18 protein-coding genes are annotated in these 17,629 nt (G+C 52.8%); 13 read left to right on the forward strand and 5 right to left on the reverse strand.

Features of this window, described 5'->3' with window-relative positions:
- Window positions 1-27: 27 nt before the first annotated feature.
- Window positions 28-1,446 carry an aminotransferase-like domain-containing protein gene (locus BG55_RS09810; RefSeq protein WP_034936997.1) on the forward strand — a complete coding sequence of 473 codons (1,419 nt, stop codon included), beginning with the start codon at window positions 28-30 and terminating at the stop codon, window positions 1,444-1,446.
- A 21-nt stretch (window positions 1,447-1,467) separates the two neighbouring features.
- Here the strand turns inward: BG55_RS09810 and BG55_RS09815 are convergent, their stop codons facing one another.
- Window positions 1,468-1,950, reverse strand: a complete 483-nt coding sequence (locus tag BG55_RS09815; protein WP_034936999.1) for a YlaC family protein — start codon at window positions 1,948-1,950, stop codon at window positions 1,468-1,470.
- A 165-nt stretch (window positions 1,951-2,115) separates the two neighbouring features.
- Between BG55_RS09815 and BG55_RS09820 the strand changes: the two genes are divergently transcribed.
- Window positions 2,116-3,096: a lysozyme inhibitor LprI family protein gene (locus BG55_RS09820; protein ID WP_034937000.1), complete on the forward strand. Its 981-nt coding sequence runs from the start codon at window positions 2,116-2,118 to the stop codon at window positions 3,094-3,096.
- A gap of 110 nt (window positions 3,097-3,206) precedes the next feature.
- Here BG55_RS09820 and BG55_RS09825 read toward each other — a convergent pair whose 3' ends face one another.
- A complete protein-coding gene (locus tag BG55_RS09825; protein ID WP_034937002.1) occupies window positions 3,207-3,863 on the reverse strand; it encodes an EscU/YscU/HrcU family type III secretion system export apparatus switch protein in 657 nt (218 codons plus the stop codon).
- Between the two features lie 569 nt (window positions 3,864-4,432).
- On the opposite strand from BG55_RS09825, the gene BG55_RS09830 reads away from it, so the two are divergent.
- Window positions 4,433-5,428 (forward strand): sigma-54 interaction domain-containing protein, encoded by a 996-nt coding sequence (locus tag BG55_RS09830; protein ID WP_034937003.1) that lies wholly within the window; start codon window positions 4,433-4,435, stop codon window positions 5,426-5,428.
- Window positions 5,429-5,557: 129 nt separating this feature from the next.
- On the opposite strand, the gene BG55_RS09835 is transcribed toward BG55_RS09830, so the two are convergent.
- The 3 genes from BG55_RS09835 to BG55_RS09845 all read right to left on the reverse strand — a co-directional run bounded on the left by BG55_RS09835 (window position 5,558) and on the right by BG55_RS09845 (window position 7,377).
- On the reverse strand, window positions 5,558-5,821 hold the full coding sequence (locus BG55_RS09835) for a flagellar biosynthesis anti-sigma factor FlgM (protein ID WP_034937005.1): 264 nt from the start codon (window positions 5,819-5,821) through the stop codon (window positions 5,558-5,560).
- Window positions 5,822-6,002: 181 nt separating this feature from the next.
- On the reverse strand, window positions 6,003-6,401 hold the full coding sequence (locus tag BG55_RS09840; RefSeq protein WP_034937007.1) for a hypothetical protein: 399 nt from the start codon (window positions 6,399-6,401) through the stop codon (window positions 6,003-6,005).
- Window positions 6,352-7,377 carry a winged helix-turn-helix domain-containing protein gene (locus BG55_RS09845; protein WP_052018776.1) on the reverse strand — a complete coding sequence of 342 codons (1,026 nt, stop codon included), beginning with the start codon at window positions 7,375-7,377 and terminating at the stop codon, window positions 6,352-6,354. The genes BG55_RS09840 and BG55_RS09845 overlap by 50 nt, the downstream gene beginning before the upstream one ends.
- Window positions 7,378-8,144: 767 nt before the next feature.
- Here BG55_RS09845 and BG55_RS09850 point away from each other — a divergent pair.
- The 10 genes from BG55_RS09850 (at window position 8,145) to BG55_RS09895 (ending at window position 17,618) form a co-directional block, all read left to right on the forward strand.
- Window positions 8,145-8,612, forward strand: a complete 468-nt coding sequence (locus BG55_RS09850) for a flagellar basal body-associated FliL family protein (protein ID WP_160170846.1) — start codon at window positions 8,145-8,147, stop codon at window positions 8,610-8,612.
- 14 nt (window positions 8,613-8,626) lie between these two features.
- On the forward strand, window positions 8,627-9,310 hold the full coding sequence (locus BG55_RS09855) for a FliA/WhiG family RNA polymerase sigma factor (protein WP_034937393.1): 684 nt from the start codon (window positions 8,627-8,629) through the stop codon (window positions 9,308-9,310).
- 437 nt (window positions 9,311-9,747) lie between these two features.
- Complete coding sequence (locus BG55_RS09860) at window positions 9,748-10,335, forward strand: cupin domain-containing protein (RefSeq protein WP_034937010.1); 588 nt, start codon at window positions 9,748-9,750, stop codon at window positions 10,333-10,335.
- 182 nt (window positions 10,336-10,517) lie between these two features.
- Entirely contained in the window at window positions 10,518-11,954 is a 1,437-nt protein-coding gene (locus BG55_RS09865; protein WP_034937394.1) for a circularly permuted type 2 ATP-grasp protein, read from the forward strand.
- On the forward strand, window positions 11,948-12,877 hold the full coding sequence (locus BG55_RS09870; protein ID WP_034937012.1) for an alpha-E domain-containing protein: 930 nt from the start codon (window positions 11,948-11,950) through the stop codon (window positions 12,875-12,877). The genes BG55_RS09865 and BG55_RS09870 overlap by 7 nt, the downstream gene beginning before the upstream one ends.
- The gene (locus BG55_RS09875; protein WP_034937014.1) at window positions 12,874-13,674 is read left to right on the forward strand and encodes a transglutaminase family protein; all 801 of its coding nucleotides are present in this window, start codon (window positions 12,874-12,876) and stop codon (window positions 13,672-13,674) included. The genes BG55_RS09870 and BG55_RS09875 overlap by 4 nt, the downstream gene beginning before the upstream one ends.
- 161 nt (window positions 13,675-13,835) lie before the next feature.
- Window positions 13,836-14,546: a proteasome-type protease gene (locus BG55_RS09880; RefSeq protein ID WP_034937017.1), complete on the forward strand. Its 711-nt coding sequence runs from the start codon at window positions 13,836-13,838 to the stop codon at window positions 14,544-14,546.
- Window positions 14,547-14,599: 53 nt separating this feature from the next.
- Window positions 14,600-14,932 (forward strand): hypothetical protein, encoded by a 333-nt coding sequence (locus BG55_RS09885; RefSeq protein ID WP_034937018.1) that lies wholly within the window; start codon window positions 14,600-14,602, stop codon window positions 14,930-14,932.
- A 283-nt stretch (window positions 14,933-15,215) separates the two neighbouring features.
- Complete coding sequence (locus tag BG55_RS09890; RefSeq protein ID WP_034937021.1) at window positions 15,216-17,366, forward strand: carbon starvation CstA family protein; 2,151 nt, start codon at window positions 15,216-15,218, stop codon at window positions 17,364-17,366.
- A 48-nt stretch (window positions 17,367-17,414) separates the two neighbouring features.
- A complete protein-coding gene (locus BG55_RS09895; protein WP_034937023.1) occupies window positions 17,415-17,618 on the forward strand; it encodes a YbdD/YjiX family protein in 204 nt (67 codons plus the stop codon).
- Window positions 17,619-17,629 lie beyond the last annotated feature (11 nt).

A 17,629-nucleotide genomic window follows, 5' to 3' on the forward strand; every position in this document is an offset into this window, starting at 1 on the left:
GAACTTATCCACGAGCTGCTCACTGTTATGGCTAAATACCAACAATTAATCGATCGCCTCCGGCAACAGATTGCGGACGAAATCTGGCAGCCAGGGGAAAAACTCCCCTCGCTGCGTGAGCAGGTAGCGCAAAGCGGGTTGAGCCTGATGACGGTGTTACATGCCTATCAGGTACTGGAAAGCCAGGGGTTTATTCAGTCCCGGCCTCAGTCCGGCTATTTTGTGGCTCCCCACGCCGAGTTCATCAGCCAGCCTGACAGCCATCAGAAAGTGCAGCTGGCGGAATCCGTGGACATTAATGGGTTTATCTTTGAGGTATTGCAGGCCTGTCGTGCGCCGGATATCCAGCCTTTCGGCTCTGCCTTTCCCGATCCCGAGCTTTTTCCGCAACGCCAGCTGATGCGATCGCTGACGGCGGTGTCGCATTCGCTGAAACCGGCGGATGCGCTGAACAATCTGCCGCCGGGCAACGAAGCGCTGCGCAAGACGCTGGCACAGCGCTATGCCCTACAGGGTATCGCGGTTTCTCCGGATGAAATTGTGATCACTAATGGCGCGATGGAGGCGCTGAACCTGAGTATGCAGGCGGTCACCGAACCGGGTGACTGGGTGGCGATTGAAAACCCGTGTTTTTACGGCGCATTACAGGTGATCGAACGGCTGAAGCTGAAAGCCGTGGCCATCGCCACCCATCCGCAGCATGGCATCGACCTTGAGGAACTTGACGCCGCCCTGAGCCGCTGGCCGGTTAAAGCCTGCTGGCTGATGAGCAATCAGCAGAATCCGGTGGGCTGTACCCTGAGCAAAGAGAAAAAGCAGCAACTGGTGTCGCTGCTGGCGCAACATCAGGTGATGCTGATTGAAGACGATGTCTACAGCGAGCTCTGGTTTGGTCATGAAAAGCCGCTGCCGGCAAAGGCGTTTGACCGTCACGACGGTGTGCTGCACTGCTCCTCTTTTTCCAAAAATCTGGTGGCGGGTTTCCGGGTTGGCTGGGTGGCCGCAGGCCGACATGCGCAGCGTATTCAGCGTCTGCAACTGATGAGTACGCTGGCAACCAGCGCGCCTATGCAGCTGGCGCTGGCAAACTATCTCTCCACACGGAGTTATGACAGCCATCTGCGCCGCTTGCGACAGCAACTGGAACAGCGCAAAAACCAGGCGCGTCATGCCCTGAAGCGGCACCTGCCAGCCAGCGCACGTATCAACGATTCGCAGGGCGGCTATTTCCTGTGGGTTGAACTGCCGACAGAGATCAATACCACCGAGCTCTATTACCGCGCGCTCCGACACAATATCAGCATTGCGCCCGGAAAAATGTTTTCTTCCGGGGAGCAGTATGCCAACTATTTTCGCTTTAATACGGCGTGGGAATGGGGTGAGCAACAGGACGCTGCGGTGGCAACGCTGGGCAGGCTGATCAGGGAAATGATGGCGGGTAACTGACATCCCGCCAGGGAGATTCGGTCACAGGCTGGAGGCGCGCTGCTGGCCCCATGTCAGGTGGTAAACATCGTAGAAATCCACCTCACCCTTCTGACGCAACAGTTTTTCGATGCCCTGTTTAACCTCAGCAGGCACCTCGCTGCTGGTGAGAATATCCTCAATGGCCTGCGGCGACAGCGTGCGCACGTAATACCATTCGCCGTTATAACAGACGCGTAAATCGAGCGTGTCGATATCTTCAAAGCGGTAGCGGGGATTGACATCCAACAGCATCAGGCCGCTCATCAGCAGGACAAACAAGGTTGCCCCCCAGAAGGCTGGCCAGCCGAGGAATTCAGTGGTGAAAATCAGTGCTACGGTCAGCGCATAGCAGATATACATCGATGCCCACAGGCCAGGGTGATTTTTCAGAAAGGAAAGGCTGAAGCGTGGTCGGTTATCACGCTGTTCCTGCCGATTCAGCATGTCAATTTCGCGTAACAGAATTTCTTTAACGTTTCCCACGGTGACTCTCCTGAATAAACCGCGCCCAGTTAAACATAAAGTCGCTCTGTGCAGCAGTCACAGTCAGGGTAAATAAAACTATAACAGTCGTGCCGCAGGGGGGATTTTATGCCGCAAACAGACCATAATTGGCAACTTCCGGAAATTGACTTTATGGCGGAATGAATGAAATCGCTTATCAATGCGCTACTGCTGATCGCCGCTTTTTGCTCTGTTTCACCCGCGACAGCCATTGAGTGTGCCAGAGCCTCGACCGTCGTTGAAAGCACCATTTGCCAGTCGCCATCACTGGTATGGCTGGATTCGCTGTTAAATAACACCTGGCGCAACGTTATGCAGAGTAGCGATCCGCAAGGGGTCAATGCGGCGATGCGGCAATGGCGGATTTCACGGGATGCCTGCACCAGCAGCAGCTGTCTGCGCTGGGCTTATCTTCAGGGGATCGGGCAGTTGTATCACGTGCCGCAGACCTTTGACTGGAGCGGAGAGTGGTGGAACACCACGGCGAGCAACGGTAACGGTGGGCGGCTGATCCTGAATAATGTTAATCAGTGGGCATTTGATTTTGACGCCAGAGTCTGGGGGGGCGCGTATACATCAACGCTGCGCGGTAATGTGAAGATGTTTTACGGCGTGGGCTTCGTCGATAACATCAGGTGGGGTGCCAGCTGTACGGTGGTCTTTATTCCGCAGCCAGACGGCAAAATCACCGTCAGCAGCGATAATGACAACAGCTGTAAACTGATTATGCCAAAGGGCGTGGCGATTGATGGGGTCTGGCAGCGAGCCACTCAGGATCCCCGCCCGCCCGCCACCCTGTTTTCTGTCGGCATACTGCCGTCCAAAACGCTCGATGACCGCTTTCGTCAGCTGGCCGGTAAGGATTATCAGCAATATATCAGGGTGGCGAATAAGGTTACTTATGCCGTCGACCAGGACAATCTTCACGCCACGGTGCTCACCCTGGCGGTAAACGGTGACGCCAGCCGTCGGGCGGCGATCATTATGTACACGGCTGAGGGTAAAATCTGGGCTGCCCTGTTAACGCCGGAAAACGGCGGACAGATGCACTATCTCACCAGCGAACAGGATCAGAAGAACCCGCCTGAAACCATCAATCGCTGGCGTGCACTGTTTCAGAGTTAGCCATTGGGGAGCGATTTATCCCGGGGTCTCAGCATGTCGGCCTGAGGAGTAATTCAACCACGTCATTCTGATGCTGCCCGGCCACGCGGCGGATATCCTGCGCCACATCATCAATCCCTTTTGCTGAAACGCATCTGCCTGAGAAAAAGAAACTGGCGAAACGAAACATCAGACAGGGCAAACAGCGCAATGACGATAATAAAACGCTGCATTATCTCTGCAAACTGTGCGAGGGCGACGGTAAGGGTCCCGCCGTGAAAAGAGTCTTTCAGATCCAGCAGCGGCAGTTGTTGTTGCAGGGTAAGACCGACCACCACCAACAGCACGCTGCACCTGAACACCATTTTCAGCACCTGAAAACGGTGTTCACGGTATCCGACACCCGCCAGCGGGCTGAGTTTCCTGCAACCGGGCGGGATATGTCTGGCGACAAAAATCCAGCAGGCGGCGATCAGGTCTGGCAGCCTGGCTGCCACCGGGACAGGCAGTAGCGACAGAGTTATTTTCAGCACGATCAGGATGTTAAGTCGCATAAACTGATGCAGTGTTCCCTTCTCATTGATGTGCCCGGCCAGCTGTCGCATGGCCAGCAGTGAGCTGTGGATCAGATTGCGGTACCAGGGGAATAGAGTCGTCAGCACCAGCAGCCCCGCAATCAGTCCGGCAGCCAGGCCTGTTTCGCGCGCGCGTGGGGTTTCGCCTTGCTCATGGTTTTTTTTCAGTTTACTGACTGTGGTTTTTTCACTCGACTCACCTTTCACGGACATCGGATTCACCTTAATGTTTTGCCGTTCCGACACTCTGTTTCGTCTGTCACTGATACTTTTTCTCACATTCAGATTACTGGCTATAAGCCGTCGGGTATCTGTACGCCACTATTATCAGAGCAGGCAATATGCGGTATCATTTAATATTCCATACATCACGCCAGCAGTTATTTTTTTACTTCTGTCTGACATGGGTTGATATTTTTCTTTTTCTGAACGGAACCGGATTTTACTGCGGAAGTCATGTTGTCAATTAGACCGCTGTTTCAGCTGGTAAGCAATCCGTACAGGATTATTAATTTGTTATTAATGAATGCTGTAAATCGCGCTGCATATTTCTACTGATATGAAAAGTAAGGGTTTATTTTTTAATATTCCATTAAAGCTCATAAGATTAATCCAGTAAGGGTATACTGATTTTCATCGTAAAAGAGAGTGGGGTTTATTTTTCCTCTTCACTTTTCCCTTGGGTTAAATTAGTGATTTTTTATCTTATTCATGCTTTTTATTCTGGGTTCACCCTTATAGGGTTGGATCAGTTAAAGCATTAATCTGTGAGATAAGTCAGAATGGAAATAAATCAAAACGCATCTGCCTGTGACAGATTTGAACTTATTGCGGCATCCATAGCTACCCAGAGTTTATTATCTCTGGCCCGCCGCCTGGCGAAAATTAATGTGCCGGTATTGATAACCGGCGAAACCGGGACGGGAAAAGAGTGTGTGGCAAAATATATTCATCGTCATGCTTTTCACCATGACTCACCCTATATTGGCGTCAACTGCGCGGCCATACCTGAGCATATGTTGGAAGCAATGCTATTTGGTCATGAAAAAGGCGCATTTACCGGCGCGGTCACCAGTCAGCCTGGTAAATTTGAACAGGCGAACGGAGGCACGCTGCTGCTGGATGAAGTAGGCGACATGCCGATGGCGCTTCAGGCGAAATTATTGCGGGTATTGCAGGAAAAAAAAGTGGAGCGGTTAGGCAGCCATCAGCCGGTTTCGCTGGATATCCGTCTGATTGCCGCCACCAATAAAGATCTGTCCACAGAAATTGCTGAAGGGCGCTTTCGTCAGGATCTGTTTTACCGTCTGGCGGTGGTTCCGCTACAGCTCACGCCACTGCGGGAGAGGAAGCAGGAAATTATGCCACTGACCGAGTTATTTATTGAAAAATATCGCAGTTTTTCCGGCAGAACTCCCCGTCTGACCCCCTCAGCACGCCAGACATTGCTCTCTTACGACTGGCCGGGAAACATCCGCGAACTGGAAAATGCCGTGCAGCGCGGTCTGATCATGTGCGAAGGCGACGTGTTGGACAGCGATTGCTTCGGGTTGCCGCTGCCACCGGCTGTTCGCCCTGAACAGCCCGCGTACGCTGACGAAAATCTGATTAAGCGGCGCGGAAAAATGGCGGAGTTTCAGTACATCAACGATCTGTTAAAGCGTTATCACGGTAATAAATCCCGGACTGCGGCCTGCCTGGGGATAACGCCGCGCGCGCTGCGTTATCGACTTGCCAGTATGCGTGAGCAGGGTTTTGACCTGAATTTCAGCGCCTGAATCCCCTCGGCTTTTACAGCTTGACGGTGAACGAAAAACTGCAAGCGCTACTGGCCTTTTCATCTGTTGTTGGCTGATTTCTGGCGTTTACGCCGTCGCTTCTGTCCCGCTCGGTACCGATGAGCTGAGCTAGCGGCGATAATACGCCATCATTGCCCTTGCCAGCAGAAGACTGTCCAGCGACAGCTCATGGTTATTGAGCGCGGCCTGCATGGCGTGAACCCTCTCGCTGTCCACCTCCGGTATGGCATCTGAGATCTGCCGGACCAGGCTGAGCTCTCTCCCTGATGTTGTGGCGAGGGAGGGAGAGGTGATGGTGCTTTCCACCGCACGCGCGGCGACAGCACTGACCGGACGGCTGCGGTGAATTAAATTGCTGGTAGACATTTTCATCAATAAACTGCCTGTTACTGGGTTTAAACGGCTCTTAAATATCATGGCGGCCGCACCCGTCGAAACTTAACACGCGGAAGAAAAATTTTTACCGTCTCAGATTGCCGATGCCTGAGAGGGGAGATGCTGCGAGGCCGGTACGGCGGCAACGTGCCCAGCGCTGTCTCCACCTTGCAGACGGTTAGTTATGCGTGATAATCAGCCCTGACGAGGTCACCGTTACTTTTCCTTCGGGATAGCGAAGCGTGTTGAACCGGATGTTCTGATGCTCAAGGTAGCCCAGCGTATTGGCGATCAACAGATCGCTGTTTTTGTCCGGAGACGACACCGATTTGTAGCTGTAGACCACTCCCTGAGGCGTTGTTTTTATCAGGTTCATCAGCAGGGTAATCTGTAGCTGGTTGTCATCGGGACTGGTCAGTTTCATCACCACCGCATCATTGCTGACAGCAAAACGGGGATTATACAATTCGCTGTTTTTAGACAATAAATCGTAATAGCCCAGTTGCAGATGGTAGCGATTTACATTTTCACTGAACAGGCCTGCCTTTTGCAGACCCGGCGTGAACAGATTGATCATCAGCGCCGCGCCGGTGATCGTTAACGTCAGGGCCATCAGACTGACTGAGACAGTTTGCCATTTCATTGATTTTTCGCTCTGTTTCCCGATAGATAAGAGTATTCAGCAAGGCAGTATTACTGCGAAACTGGCCGATATTCATCGCCAGCTGACGCCGATCGCAGGTGTTGCTTATCAGCAGCGTGTATTTAAGTGTGGTGCTGGTGGTGGAATAAAATACCTGCATCTTCATGTGCTGGTTGCTTAACACCTCGTTAAGGGCGGTAAGGGTGGGGCTGATAGCGCCGGAAATATCTTCGCCAGTCATTTGCATATCATTGGCGCGGGTGAGGGTATAAATTCTTATCTGACTGTAAAGGCCCGTGTCCTGCTCGTTCAGCCGTTCACCGATTTTTTCGGAGCCAGTCAGTGACAGAAAAATCATTACCAGTAGCAGCAGCACCGCCTGCGCCAGGCACATCCCGCGCCAGAAACGCTGACGTTTTTCCTCTCGCTGTTGCGTAAGCCGCAAATTCTCCTTTTGCGATTCTTTCTGCCATTCCTCTCTGGCGTGCGGTATTGCGCTCAGCGCGTACGGGGTGGTCAGAGATGCGTTAACGCCGTCTGGTTCTGCTGCGTGGCCCCTCTCCTCAGGGCTTTGCTGCTCATCCAGGCCGAACTCACAGAACTCTGCTTCAAGAATGTATCCTTTCCTGGGAATGGTTTTAATGATGCGCTGTTGTTTACCATCATCTTCCAGCGCCACACGCAGGGCGTGAATGGCATTGGGCAGACTGTTATTGCCTATCACCCGGCGTTCCCATACCAGGGTGTTCAGTTCTTCACGGGTGAGGATCTGACCGGCGTTTTGTGCCAGCACCAACAGCAGCCTGAACTGGTATTCACCCAGCCGACGTTGTTCACCCGTTTGCTGATGAATTAACGAGCTGGAGGCAATATCAATCAGCCAGTGATGGATAACGCAGTGTGAACTCATGGGATTAAAGACCGCCTTTCAGCAGGAAAATAACAGTGTGGTAATTTCTTCATCAGGCTTGTACGACTCTTTAATATTTGAGCGGTGTAAGTTACCACGGTTATCTTTAATATTCTTTTTTTTAATGGCTACTGACTTTTATGTTGATAAACCGGCCTGATATTTCAGCCATCATTTTAGCAGTAATATTTTATTGCTCTGAAGTCCCGGCTTATTCAGCTTTATGCTGTTTTCCATTTTTTACAGCCATCAATAATCAGAGGGATGTTCATTTTTTATCTGTTTAAAAAATGGCGGATGACTTTTGCTCCACAGAGTAAAAATAATCATTGCTATCATAATTCTTGTATCCATGCAGGCATGAACACACAGACTCAACCCGCCATTGTTATCGTTCCGTCCGGATAAACCTGTGTACGGCACCCTGCGACAGTCAATGTGGTCCTTATCTCTGTTAAGCATAAATATCCCGACGCTTTTCTTCCTCTTTATGATCTTATATTTCCGCCTGGCGGAAGTGTTACTTCCTCCTCGGTAATTCCAATTATCTGAATATTAAGATTTTTTAATACTGGCACGGCTGTTGCAATATTAATTGCGGTTCGTTTCGTCATCCAGCATATAAGGTCAATCCCCCTGATTATCTATACGAAACAACTTCAGGTGGCGTCAGAAAAGAGAGCGACAGCAGTCGCCAACATTTGAGGCCCTTTGCATCCTGAATACCAGGGCGCTGTAACGGCATAATACTGACAATGGTTTATCTCATGACAATAAAATCTTTTTTCCTCATTTTGCTTCTGGTTGTGACCGGAGCAGTCGTCAACGCCGGTTTGGTGGTAATGGGTAACCACTATCTCCAGAGGTCCGTCAAATCAGAGGCAAATCCGCCTGTCGTCTCAACCCGTGAAGAACAGCATGGATGGCAATACGTTGAAGTAAAAAATCTGCGGGTGTCTCTGGACGATAAAGGCACAGGCAAACACGCTTTGTCACTCGATCTGGCTCTCAGCACCTCAGACGATGTGCGTGCGCAGCAGACTGAAAATCTGCTGCCAGAAATCAAAGCGTTCACCCTCGATATATTCAACTCCCTCTCTCCGGATGAGGTGCGCAGCATGAACATGATGGAGCTGCGCCAGCTGATGATGGAGAGATATCAATCAGACTTCGATGCTATCAACGTGTTGATGCCTTTCACCGATCTTACTCTTTCAAAAATGGTCTTTATGTAATGGCGCATCAGGAAATGTTAAATAAGCTGTCGGCACTGACGCCAGCTGAAGAGAGCCATTACATGCAGCAATGGCTACCTCTGGTAAGACGCATCGTCCGCCAACTGGCCCCGCAGGCTAACAGCATGATTGATCGGGAAGATATTGAACAGATCGCGCTAATGGGGTTGCTGGAGGCACTGCGACGCTATGGCGTACCTGACGAGCAATTTGCCAGCTATGCCGCTCAGCGTATTCGCGGTGCGGTACTGGACCAGTTCCGTCTGCACGACTGGCGACCACGCACTCTGCGGCAAAAAACGCATAAAACCAACGATGCCATTCGCGCTATGTCGCGTAGCCTGGGGCGTGAACCGACCCCGGAAGAAATTTGTCAGCAGCTGGCGATGAGCAGTGACGATTACCAGCAATATCTGATGCTGGAGAGCGCCGGTACGATGGAGAGTTTTGATCTGCTGCTGTCAGGAGAAGGTAAAGACATAGCCCTGGAGGGGCGACGGCTGGAAGAGGAGATAGAAACGCAGCGTACCCTGGCGATGGCCATTGCATCGCTGGAAGATCGCGAAAAAATTATTCTCAATCTCTACTACAAACAGGATTTAAGTCTGAAAGAGATTGCCCTGGTTCTGGATCTGACCCAGGCCAGAGTGTGTCAGTTAAATAAGCGGATTGGCGACAAAATTAAGGCATTTTTTTAACGTCTCCCGGCTGAAATCCGGGCGGGCAGGTGCAGCGCAGCCGCCAGTGAACGGCGACTGCGCGGTGTGCCGAACCTCAACCGGAGAACGGCCATTTTTACGCTCATCATCCGGGTAACCGTGTTTAATCGATTGCTGGCCGTTTATCTGAAACCTGTCAGGGCCCTTAAGCCAGGCATTGTTTGGCTCTCCCGGTGGGACTCCTTCCCACCGGACTTTTTCAGCGCCTATTTCCGATGAAAATTGACGCTTATCCCGCCAACGGCGACGTCATACTTCTGAGCTGTACAGCGCAGCGGTGAATTTGACTTAAGCTTCGTAAAATTAATGCGTTATGTGATCAAAAGCCGGGCCTGGTGATTGCAAGTTTTTGCGTAAGTGCCACACTTGATTAACAAACTGTTTTCACGTCTGCCACAGTCAACAGGAGACGCCGTATGTTGTCCTATGCTGGTAGTTTGCTCACCATGATGTCTTTCGCTGCCGGCACATTTTCTGCGGGGGCGTCAAACAATCCACAATATATGACCTTTCAGCCCGCCAATGGCGTACCGAATAACCCACTGCCGCTGATTATCTATCCGCAGGTGGTGCCGGAAGGCGAAGAGGACATCCCCAGCTATTTTGAAGATCTGTTTGCCCACCATCAGTGGCTGCCACGCTGGCGTTATCCGGTCTATCCTTATACCCATTACCATCCTAACGCGCACGAGCTGTTGGGGATTGCGGCGGGATGGGCGCAGATTCTGTTTGGTGGTGAAACCGGCCGGGCTGTCACTCTTCATGTCGGCGATGCGGTATTGATCCCGGCGGGCGTAGGGCATCAGCAGCTGGCTTCCAGCGATGATTTCTTTGCGGTGGGAGCTTACCTGCGTGGCGTACAGCCGGAAACCCGTCGCGATGAACAGGAATGGCTGGCGCAGTCGGTTGCGCAGATTGCCCGCGTGCCAATGCCAAAGCATGACCCGATTACCGGCGGAGAAGGCGCGGTGACGGAGATCTGGCATCAATTGCAACAGCCATAACGCCTTTTGCACCGCGATGGTGCGGGATGCTTATCACCTCTCCACAGGGCACCCTGTTGCCGCTGATGACGGCGACAGGGCTTGCCGTACCGCGGCTGCGTAACGCCACTTCTGACGCTGAGTACGTGCTGGCACGCTTTGTGCAAAATCTATTCGCGTCCATCGACATCAGAAGGGAAATCATGAATTCAGGCTATCAATCAGCGTCACAATTTTATGATGAAATGCTGCTGAGCGAAGGCCAGCATCGTCCACACTATCGCGATTACTGGCACTGGCTGAAACAGGCGGACCAGCAGGCTATCGCCCGCAAACGTGAAGAGGCTGAACTGCTCTTTCACCGTGTCGGCATCACTTTTAACGTCTATGGGCAGGACGGCGGGGCGGAACGTTTGATCCCATTCGACAGCGTGCCGCGCATTATCCCGGCCAGTGAATGGTCACGACTGGACAAAGGTATCCGCCAGCGGGTACAGGCGCTGAATGCATTCCTCTACGACATCTATCACCAGCAGCATATTCTGAAGGCAAATATCATCCCGGCGGAGCAGGTGCTGGTCAACGATCAGTATCAGCCCTGTATGCAGGGACTGAATCTGCATCGTGATATCTATGCCCATATCTGTGGGGTGGACATGGTGCGCAACAGCGACGGTGAGTATTACGTGCTGGAGGACAATCTGCGCACGCCATCCGGCGTTTCTTATATGCTGGAAAACCGCAAAATGATGATGCGGCTTTATCCGGAGCTGTTCGTGCAGCAGCGCATCGCGCCGGTGGAGCGTTATCCTTCGCACCTGTTGCAGACCCTGCGTGAGAGTTCGCCGGTGAACGATCCGGTGGTGGTGGTACTGACGCCGGGGCGTTTTAACAGTGCTTACTTTGAGCACAGCTTCCTGGCACAGCAGATGGGCGTGGAGCTGGTAGAGAGTGCCGATCTGTTTGTGAAGGGCGGGGCAGTAATGATGCGTACCACTGCCGGGCCTTGCAAAGTGGATGTGATTTACCGGCGGGTGGATGATGCATTCCTCGACCCGCTCGCATTCCGTGCGGATTCGATGCTGGGCGTGCCGGGGCTGCTGTCGGTTTATCGCGCCGGAAATGTGGTGCTGGCTAACGCTATCGGCACCGGGGTGGCGGACGATAAATCGATTTATCCTTATGTGCCCGACATGATTAAGTTTTATCTCGATGAAGACCCCATCCTGAATAATGTTCCCACCTGGCAATGTCGTCGCCCTGACGAACTTTCCTGGGTACTGGCTAACCTGCCAAAGCTGGTGGTGAAAGAGGTACACGGCGCTGGCGGATATGGCATGTTAATCGGGCCGGTTGCCAGCCAGAAAGAGCTGGAAACCTTCCGTAATCTGCTGCTTGCCAGACCACAAAATTATATTGCGCAGAATACGCTGGCGCTCTCCACCTGTCCGACGTTTGTTGACCAGGGGCTGGCTCCCCGCCATATCGATCTGCGTCCTTTTGCACTGAGCGGCGCGGAAATTCGCCTGGTGCCAGGGGGGCTGACCCGCGTGGCACTGACCGAAGGTTCACTGGTGGTGAACTCGTCGCAGGGCGGTGGCACCAAGGATACCTGGGTACTGGAGGATGACGCATGTTAAGTCGCACGGCCAGTGGCCTGTACTGGATGGCGCGCTATCTGGAGCGCGCTGAGAATATCGCCAGGGTGCTTGATGTCACCAACCGGCTGTCGCTGATGCAGGTGCGCAGCCGTTCAGATGAAGAACTGCGGGTGCCGCTCAATCTGACCTCGACGACCGAGCTGTTCTGGAAGCTGAATGACCGGCTGGCGATGCCTCAGCTGTTCTCTTTTTTTGTGCTCGATGACCGTAATCCCGGCAGTATTTTTTGCTGTTGGGAATCGGCCTGGAACAATGCCCATGCGGTGCGGGGCAGCCTCTCTTCGGAGGTGTGGGAAAGCATTAATTCCAGCTGGATCGAACTGCGTAAACTACGGCGAAAAGGCGTTAACAGCAGCGGCGCTGATGCTTTTTTTGACTGGGTGAAGGAGCGTTCGCACCTGTTTCGTGGCGCGATGTTCGGCACATTAATGCCTGGTGACGCCATGAGTTTTATTCGTCTTGGCACGCTGCTGGAGAGAGCGGACTGTACCGCAAGATTACTGGATGTGACGCGCTATCTCAGCGAGCAGGATGACGATTCCGTGCGGGAGTATTACCGCCTCGACACCCTGCTGCGCTCGGTGTCTGCCCGCGAAGCCTACCACACCATTTACCGACAGGAGCTGGCCAGCGACAGCGTCAACGAAATGCTTATCCTGCGTGAAGAAAGCCCGCGATCGCTGCGATCCTGCCTTGAAGAGATCGACAATCAACTTGATCTGATTGGCGGAAGTGGTGAAAACCAGCCTCGTTTACTGGTCACTGTTCTGCATGCGGAACTACGGTTTAACAGTTACGACAGGCTGGTCAGCGAAGGCCTGCATCACTGGCTACAGAATTTCCTTGCCAGTCTGAATCAGATTGCCGGCAGTATTCAACAGACTTATCTGGAGGCCAAATGAAACTGGATATTGCTCATAAGACCTGCTTCAGCTATCAGAATCTGGTGAAACAAAGTACCCAGTATCTGCGCCTGACGCCGCAAAACTCCGTTCATCAGCAGATTCTGTCGTGGGATTTGCTGCTGCCCGCTCAGGCCGTCTGCACCACCGATACCTGGGGTAACGTCCTGCACGTCCTGACGCTGGATACGCCGCACCAGTCTATCGAAATTGAGGCGCGTGGCGTGGTGGAGATCCTCGATGAGGGCGATAGCGCACCGGACCCGGACAACGCGATATCGCCGCTGGTATTTTTGCGTGTCACCCGGTTGACTCAGCCCGACCAGGCGATTCGTGAGTTTGCTCAGCGTTACTATCGTGCAGAAGCGCCGCTGGCCAGTCTTGAGCGCTTAATGGGGGAACTGTTGCTCAAAATGCCCTGGCAGCCGGGCAGTACGATGGTCACGGATACGGCGGCAAAAGTGTTTGCCGCTGGCACCGGGGTTTGTCAGGATCACAGCCACGTGTTTCTCGCCTGTTGCCGCAGCCTGAATATCCCGGCTCGCTATGTCAGTGGATATCTTTATACTGATGCCGTTGAACATGTGGCAACCCATGCCTGGGTTGAAGCCTGGGTGGATGGCAGCTGGCACAGTTTTGATATTACCAATAATACGCGCAGCACCCGACAGCATCTGAAACTGGCCGTCGGCGTCGATTACATGGATGCCTGCCCGGTCAGAGGGGTACGTCTGGGGGGCGGAAGTGAAGATATGCTGGCCGTGGCGGCGGTACAACTGATTAATTCGCAACAGTAAGAGCTTTCAGCCAGGCGTGTGTTGTTGCCGCCTGTCTGAATACCGACAGCGCATCACCACCGGCTCTGCGGGCAGTATCCCGGATGGGCAGCGTTGCCGCTCAGCAGAATGGCAGATAACACCGCCTGGCAGAACAGGCACTTAATTTAACCGGGCTAACTATGACTTACTGTGTGGCAATGCGTTTATCGTCAGGGATGATTTTTGTTTCTGACTCCCGTACCAACGCGGGGGTTGACCATATCTCGTCATTCCGCAAACTGCATGTTTTTCAGCAGGATGATGAGCGCACACTGGTGCTACAAAGCGCAGGCAACCTGGCGACCACCCAAAGCGCCCTCAGTCTGCTGCGACGAAGCTGCGAAGATGCTGAAAAACCCAATCTGATGAGCTGTACCAGCATGTATGATGTCGCGCTGTTGGTGGGGGAAACGCTGCGGGAAGTGATCAAACGAGACGGTGAGGAATTTGGCGGCACATTGATGCTTGGCGGGCAGATCAAAGGTGAGGAGCCGCGGCTGTTTCAGATCTATCCGCAGGGTAATTTCATTGAGGCCAGCACCGACACGCCCTATTTTCAGATTGGTGAGAGCAAGTACGGTAAGCCGATCATTGACCGGGTGCTACGCTTCGATACGCCATTGGATCAGGCCATGCAATGTGCACTGATCTCAATGGACTCCACGCTGGCCAGTAATATCTCCGTCGGGCTGCCGCTGGACGTGATGATGTATCACAGCAACAGTTTTAGTGCAGCCCAGCAGTATCATCTGACCGATAAGCATCCCTATTTCTCACAAATCCGTCAGCTGTGGAGCGCTGGTCTGCTCAGCGTTTTTGCCCGGTTGCCGCCACTTGAACTTGATGAATAACCTTCTCCAGGCAGGCAGCAGGCACGGTATCCCTTTCGTGCCGGCGACGTTTAATGGCGGTGATGGCAGAAGAGGGATCGTTTTCTGCTGATCGGGCCGGGCCACCGACAAAAAGATACCGGCAGGTCGCCGGTATCAAAAACAAATCCAATAATGAAAACACTACAGGTCCACTTAAGATACTAATTAAGAATAATTTTTCTTCCATGCGTTTAATCTTAAATATTTCTAATAGAAAATTGTCAGCAACGTTTTTCATCCGCCACGCGCAATCTGAGTTAATACTGACCGCAATAAAGCTGCCACTAAAGGTATTCCTCTCTCGTGAAAAAGAATTCGATCATCGTCTTACTGAAGTAACAGGGGGGATACGCGTTTTTTCTTAAGCTTTTGCCGTTAATTACAACCAGGGATAATTAAAGAAATCTGCTTTAATTCCGCTGCAATTTGCGCTCGATCACAATCTCTCACACCTGAACCGCTGGCAGCGGCTCACTACCGCTTAATACGCAGATTTACCGCTCAGCGATTTATTTCCCCGACAATATTAAAAATTGGTCAACATGGCTGCTGCTCCGGATGGCCAGTTCTTCCCTGAACCATTCATTTAGCTGCCGACCGGACAGGATTGCAGTTTGTCTTTCACTCTGACATCAGGCATGACGCATCATGATCAAAAAAAGACTCAAACATCTTCCGTGGGCCATTCTCGGCATTATCGGCGCCTTTTGTCTGGCGACAGTTGCGTTGCGCCGGGGCGAGCACGTCAGCGCATTGTGGATTGTCGTGGCCTCGGTTTCGGTCTATCTGGTGGCTTATCGCTATTACAGCCTCTATATCGCACAAAAAGTGATGCGGCTGGATGCCACGCGCGCGACCCCGGCTGTGCTCAATAACGACGGGCTGAATTACGTCCCAACCAACAAATTTGTCCTGTTTGGACATCATTTTGCTGCCATTGCGGGGGCGGGGCCATTAGTGGGGCCGGTGCTGGCTGCGCAAATGGGCTATCTGCCCGGGGTGCTCTGGCTGCTGGCCGGGGTGGTGGTGGCCGGAGCGGTACAGGATTTTATGGTGCTGTTTATCTCTTCGCGTCGTAACGGTGCCTCGCTTGGCGAGATGGTAAAAGAAGAAATGGGGCCGGTGCCGGGCACTATCGCACTGTTCGGCTGCTTTATTATTATGATTATCATCCTCGCCGTACTGGCACTGATCGTGGTGAAAGCGCTGGCTGAAAGTCCCTGGGGCGTGTTTACCGTCTGTTCTACCGTTCCCATTGCGCTGTTTATGGGCATTTATATGCGCTTTATCCGGCCCGGTCGGGTGGGGGAAGTCTCGGTTATTGGCATCATTCTGCTGGTGGCATCCATCTGGTTTGGCGGCGTGATTGCGCACGATCCTTACTGGGGGCCGGCTCTCACCTTCAAAGATACCACCATCACCTTTACGCTGATTGGTTATGCATTTGTCTCCGCCCTGCTGCCGGTCTGGTTGATCCTGGCACCACGCGATTATCTGGCGACCTTCCTGAAAATTGGTGTGATTGTCGGACTGGCGCTGGGGATTGTTCTGCTTAACCCCGATCTGAAAATGCCAGCGCTAACGCAGTATATCGATGGCAGCGGTCCGTTATGGAAAGGCGCGCTCTTTCCGTTCCTGTTTATTACCATTGCCTGTGGCGCGGTTTCTGGTTTTCATGCGCTGATTGCCTCCGGTACGACACCCAAACTACTGGCTTTTGAAACTGAAGCGCGCTTCATCGGCTACGGAGCGATGCTGATGGAGTCTTTTGTGGCGGTGATGGCGCTGGTGGCGGCCGCCATTATTGAACCGGGGCTCTATTTTGCGATGAACACGCCGCCAGCCGCTCTGGGGATAACCATGCCGAATCTGCATGAACTGGGGGGAAGCAACGCACCGGCAATCATGGCACAGTTGCATGACGTGACGGCGCATGCGGCGGCAACGGTCAGTGCCTGGGGGTTTGTTATTTCACCCGATCAAATTCTGCAAACCGCCAGAGACATTGGTGAGCCATCGGTTCTGAACCGTGCGGGCGGTGCGCCGACGCTGGCGGTGGGGATTGCGATGGTGTTTAACAAAATTCTGCCGGTAGCGGATATGGGGTTCTGGTATCACTTCGGGATTCTGTTTGAAGCGTTGTTTATCCTGACCGCGCTGGATGCCGGTACGCGGTCCGGTCGCTTTATGTTGCAGGATCTGCTGGGCAACTTTGTCCCTTTCCTGAAGAAAACCGATTCGCTGATCGCGGGGATCGTTGGCACCGCAGGATGCGTGGGATTGTGGGGATATTTGCTGTATCAGGGTGTGGTTGATCCACTGGGCGGAGTAAAAAGCCTGTGGCCGCTGTTTGGTATTTCCAATCAGATGCTGGCGGCGGTTGCGCTGGTGCTGGTGACGGTTATCCTGATCAAAATGAAGCGTACCCGCTATATCTGGGTCACGGTAATCCCGGCATGCTGGTTACTGATTTGTACCACCTGGGCGCTGGCCGTTAAGCTGTTCAGCCACAGGCCAGAGATGGAAGGTTTTTTCTATATGGCGTCGGAATATAAGACGCGGCTGCTGGCGGGTGGAGACGGGCTGAGCGCTCAGCAGATTGCTAATATGAATCACATTGTGATTAACAATTACACCAATGCAGCGCTGAGTATTCTGTTCCTGGTGGTGGTTTACAGCATTATTTTCTACGGCATTCGTGCTGCTATCCGTGCGGGCCGATCGCCAGAGCGCACCGACAAAGAAACGCCCTATGTCGCCGTCCCGAAAGAAGGTGTGAAAGTTTCTTCCGGCCACTGAGCCCTCTTTCTGCCCCACAACGGTGGGGCCGATCACTCAGGAAAAATTATGTTATTTCATCCAGGTAACATGCGTAAATATGCTGTGCAGGCGGCCAGAATGCTGGTCGGCATCCCTGATTACGACACCTATGTTCAGCATATGCAGACCCACCATCCGGACCAGCCGGTGATGAGTTACAAAGCGTTTTTTCGTGAACGACAGCAGGCTCGCTATGGCGGCAACGGCAAGGGCGGGATGCGGTGTTGCTGAATGCTGCGCAT

Source organism: Erwinia mallotivora, assembly GCF_000590885.1.
Classification (GTDB): domain Bacteria; phylum Pseudomonadota; class Gammaproteobacteria; order Enterobacterales; family Enterobacteriaceae; genus Erwinia; species Erwinia mallotivora.

What these genes read in the sequence shown, in the direction of transcription:
- BG55_RS09810 (WP_034936997.1), top strand. Translation starts at nt 28, where the DNA reads ATGGCTAAATACCAACAATTAATCGATCGCCTCCGGCAACAGATTGCG.
- BG55_RS09820 (WP_034937000.1), top strand. Translation starts at nt 2,116, where the DNA reads ATGAAATCGCTTATCAATGCGCTACTGCTGATCGCCGCTTTTTGCTCT.
- BG55_RS09825 (WP_034937002.1), bottom strand. Translation starts at nt 3,863, where the DNA reads ATGTCCGTGAAAGGTGAGTCGAGTGAAAAAACCACAGTCAGTAAACTG.
- BG55_RS09830 (WP_034937003.1), top strand. Translation starts at nt 4,433, where the DNA reads ATGGAAATAAATCAAAACGCATCTGCCTGTGACAGATTTGAACTTATT.
- BG55_RS09835 (WP_034937005.1), bottom strand. Translation starts at nt 5,821, where the DNA reads ATGAAAATGTCTACCAGCAATTTAATTCACCGCAGCCGTCCGGTCAGT.
- BG55_RS09840 (WP_034937007.1), bottom strand. Translation starts at nt 6,401, where the DNA reads ATGATCAATCTGTTCACGCCGGGTCTGCAAAAGGCAGGCCTGTTCAGT.
- BG55_RS09845 (WP_052018776.1), bottom strand. Translation starts at nt 7,377, where the DNA reads ATGAGTTCACACTGCGTTATCCATCACTGGCTGATTGATATTGCCTCC.
- BG55_RS09850 (WP_160170846.1), top strand. Translation starts at nt 8,145, where the DNA reads ATGACAATAAAATCTTTTTTCCTCATTTTGCTTCTGGTTGTGACCGGA.
- BG55_RS09855 (WP_034937393.1), top strand. Translation starts at nt 8,627, where the DNA reads ATGTTAAATAAGCTGTCGGCACTGACGCCAGCTGAAGAGAGCCATTAC.
- BG55_RS09860 (WP_034937010.1), top strand. Translation starts at nt 9,748, where the DNA reads ATGTTGTCCTATGCTGGTAGTTTGCTCACCATGATGTCTTTCGCTGCC.
- BG55_RS09865 (WP_034937394.1), top strand. Translation starts at nt 10,518, where the DNA reads ATGAATTCAGGCTATCAATCAGCGTCACAATTTTATGATGAAATGCTG.
- BG55_RS09870 (WP_034937012.1), top strand. Translation starts at nt 11,948, where the DNA reads ATGTTAAGTCGCACGGCCAGTGGCCTGTACTGGATGGCGCGCTATCTG.
- BG55_RS09875 (WP_034937014.1), top strand. Translation starts at nt 12,874, where the DNA reads ATGAAACTGGATATTGCTCATAAGACCTGCTTCAGCTATCAGAATCTG.
- BG55_RS09880 (WP_034937017.1), top strand. Translation starts at nt 13,836, where the DNA reads ATGACTTACTGTGTGGCAATGCGTTTATCGTCAGGGATGATTTTTGTT.
- BG55_RS09885 (WP_034937018.1), top strand. Translation starts at nt 14,600, where the DNA reads ATGGCGGTGATGGCAGAAGAGGGATCGTTTTCTGCTGATCGGGCCGGG.
- BG55_RS09890 (WP_034937021.1), top strand. Translation starts at nt 15,216, where the DNA reads ATGATCAAAAAAAGACTCAAACATCTTCCGTGGGCCATTCTCGGCATT.
- BG55_RS09895 (WP_034937023.1), top strand. Translation starts at nt 17,415, where the DNA reads ATGTTATTTCATCCAGGTAACATGCGTAAATATGCTGTGCAGGCGGCC.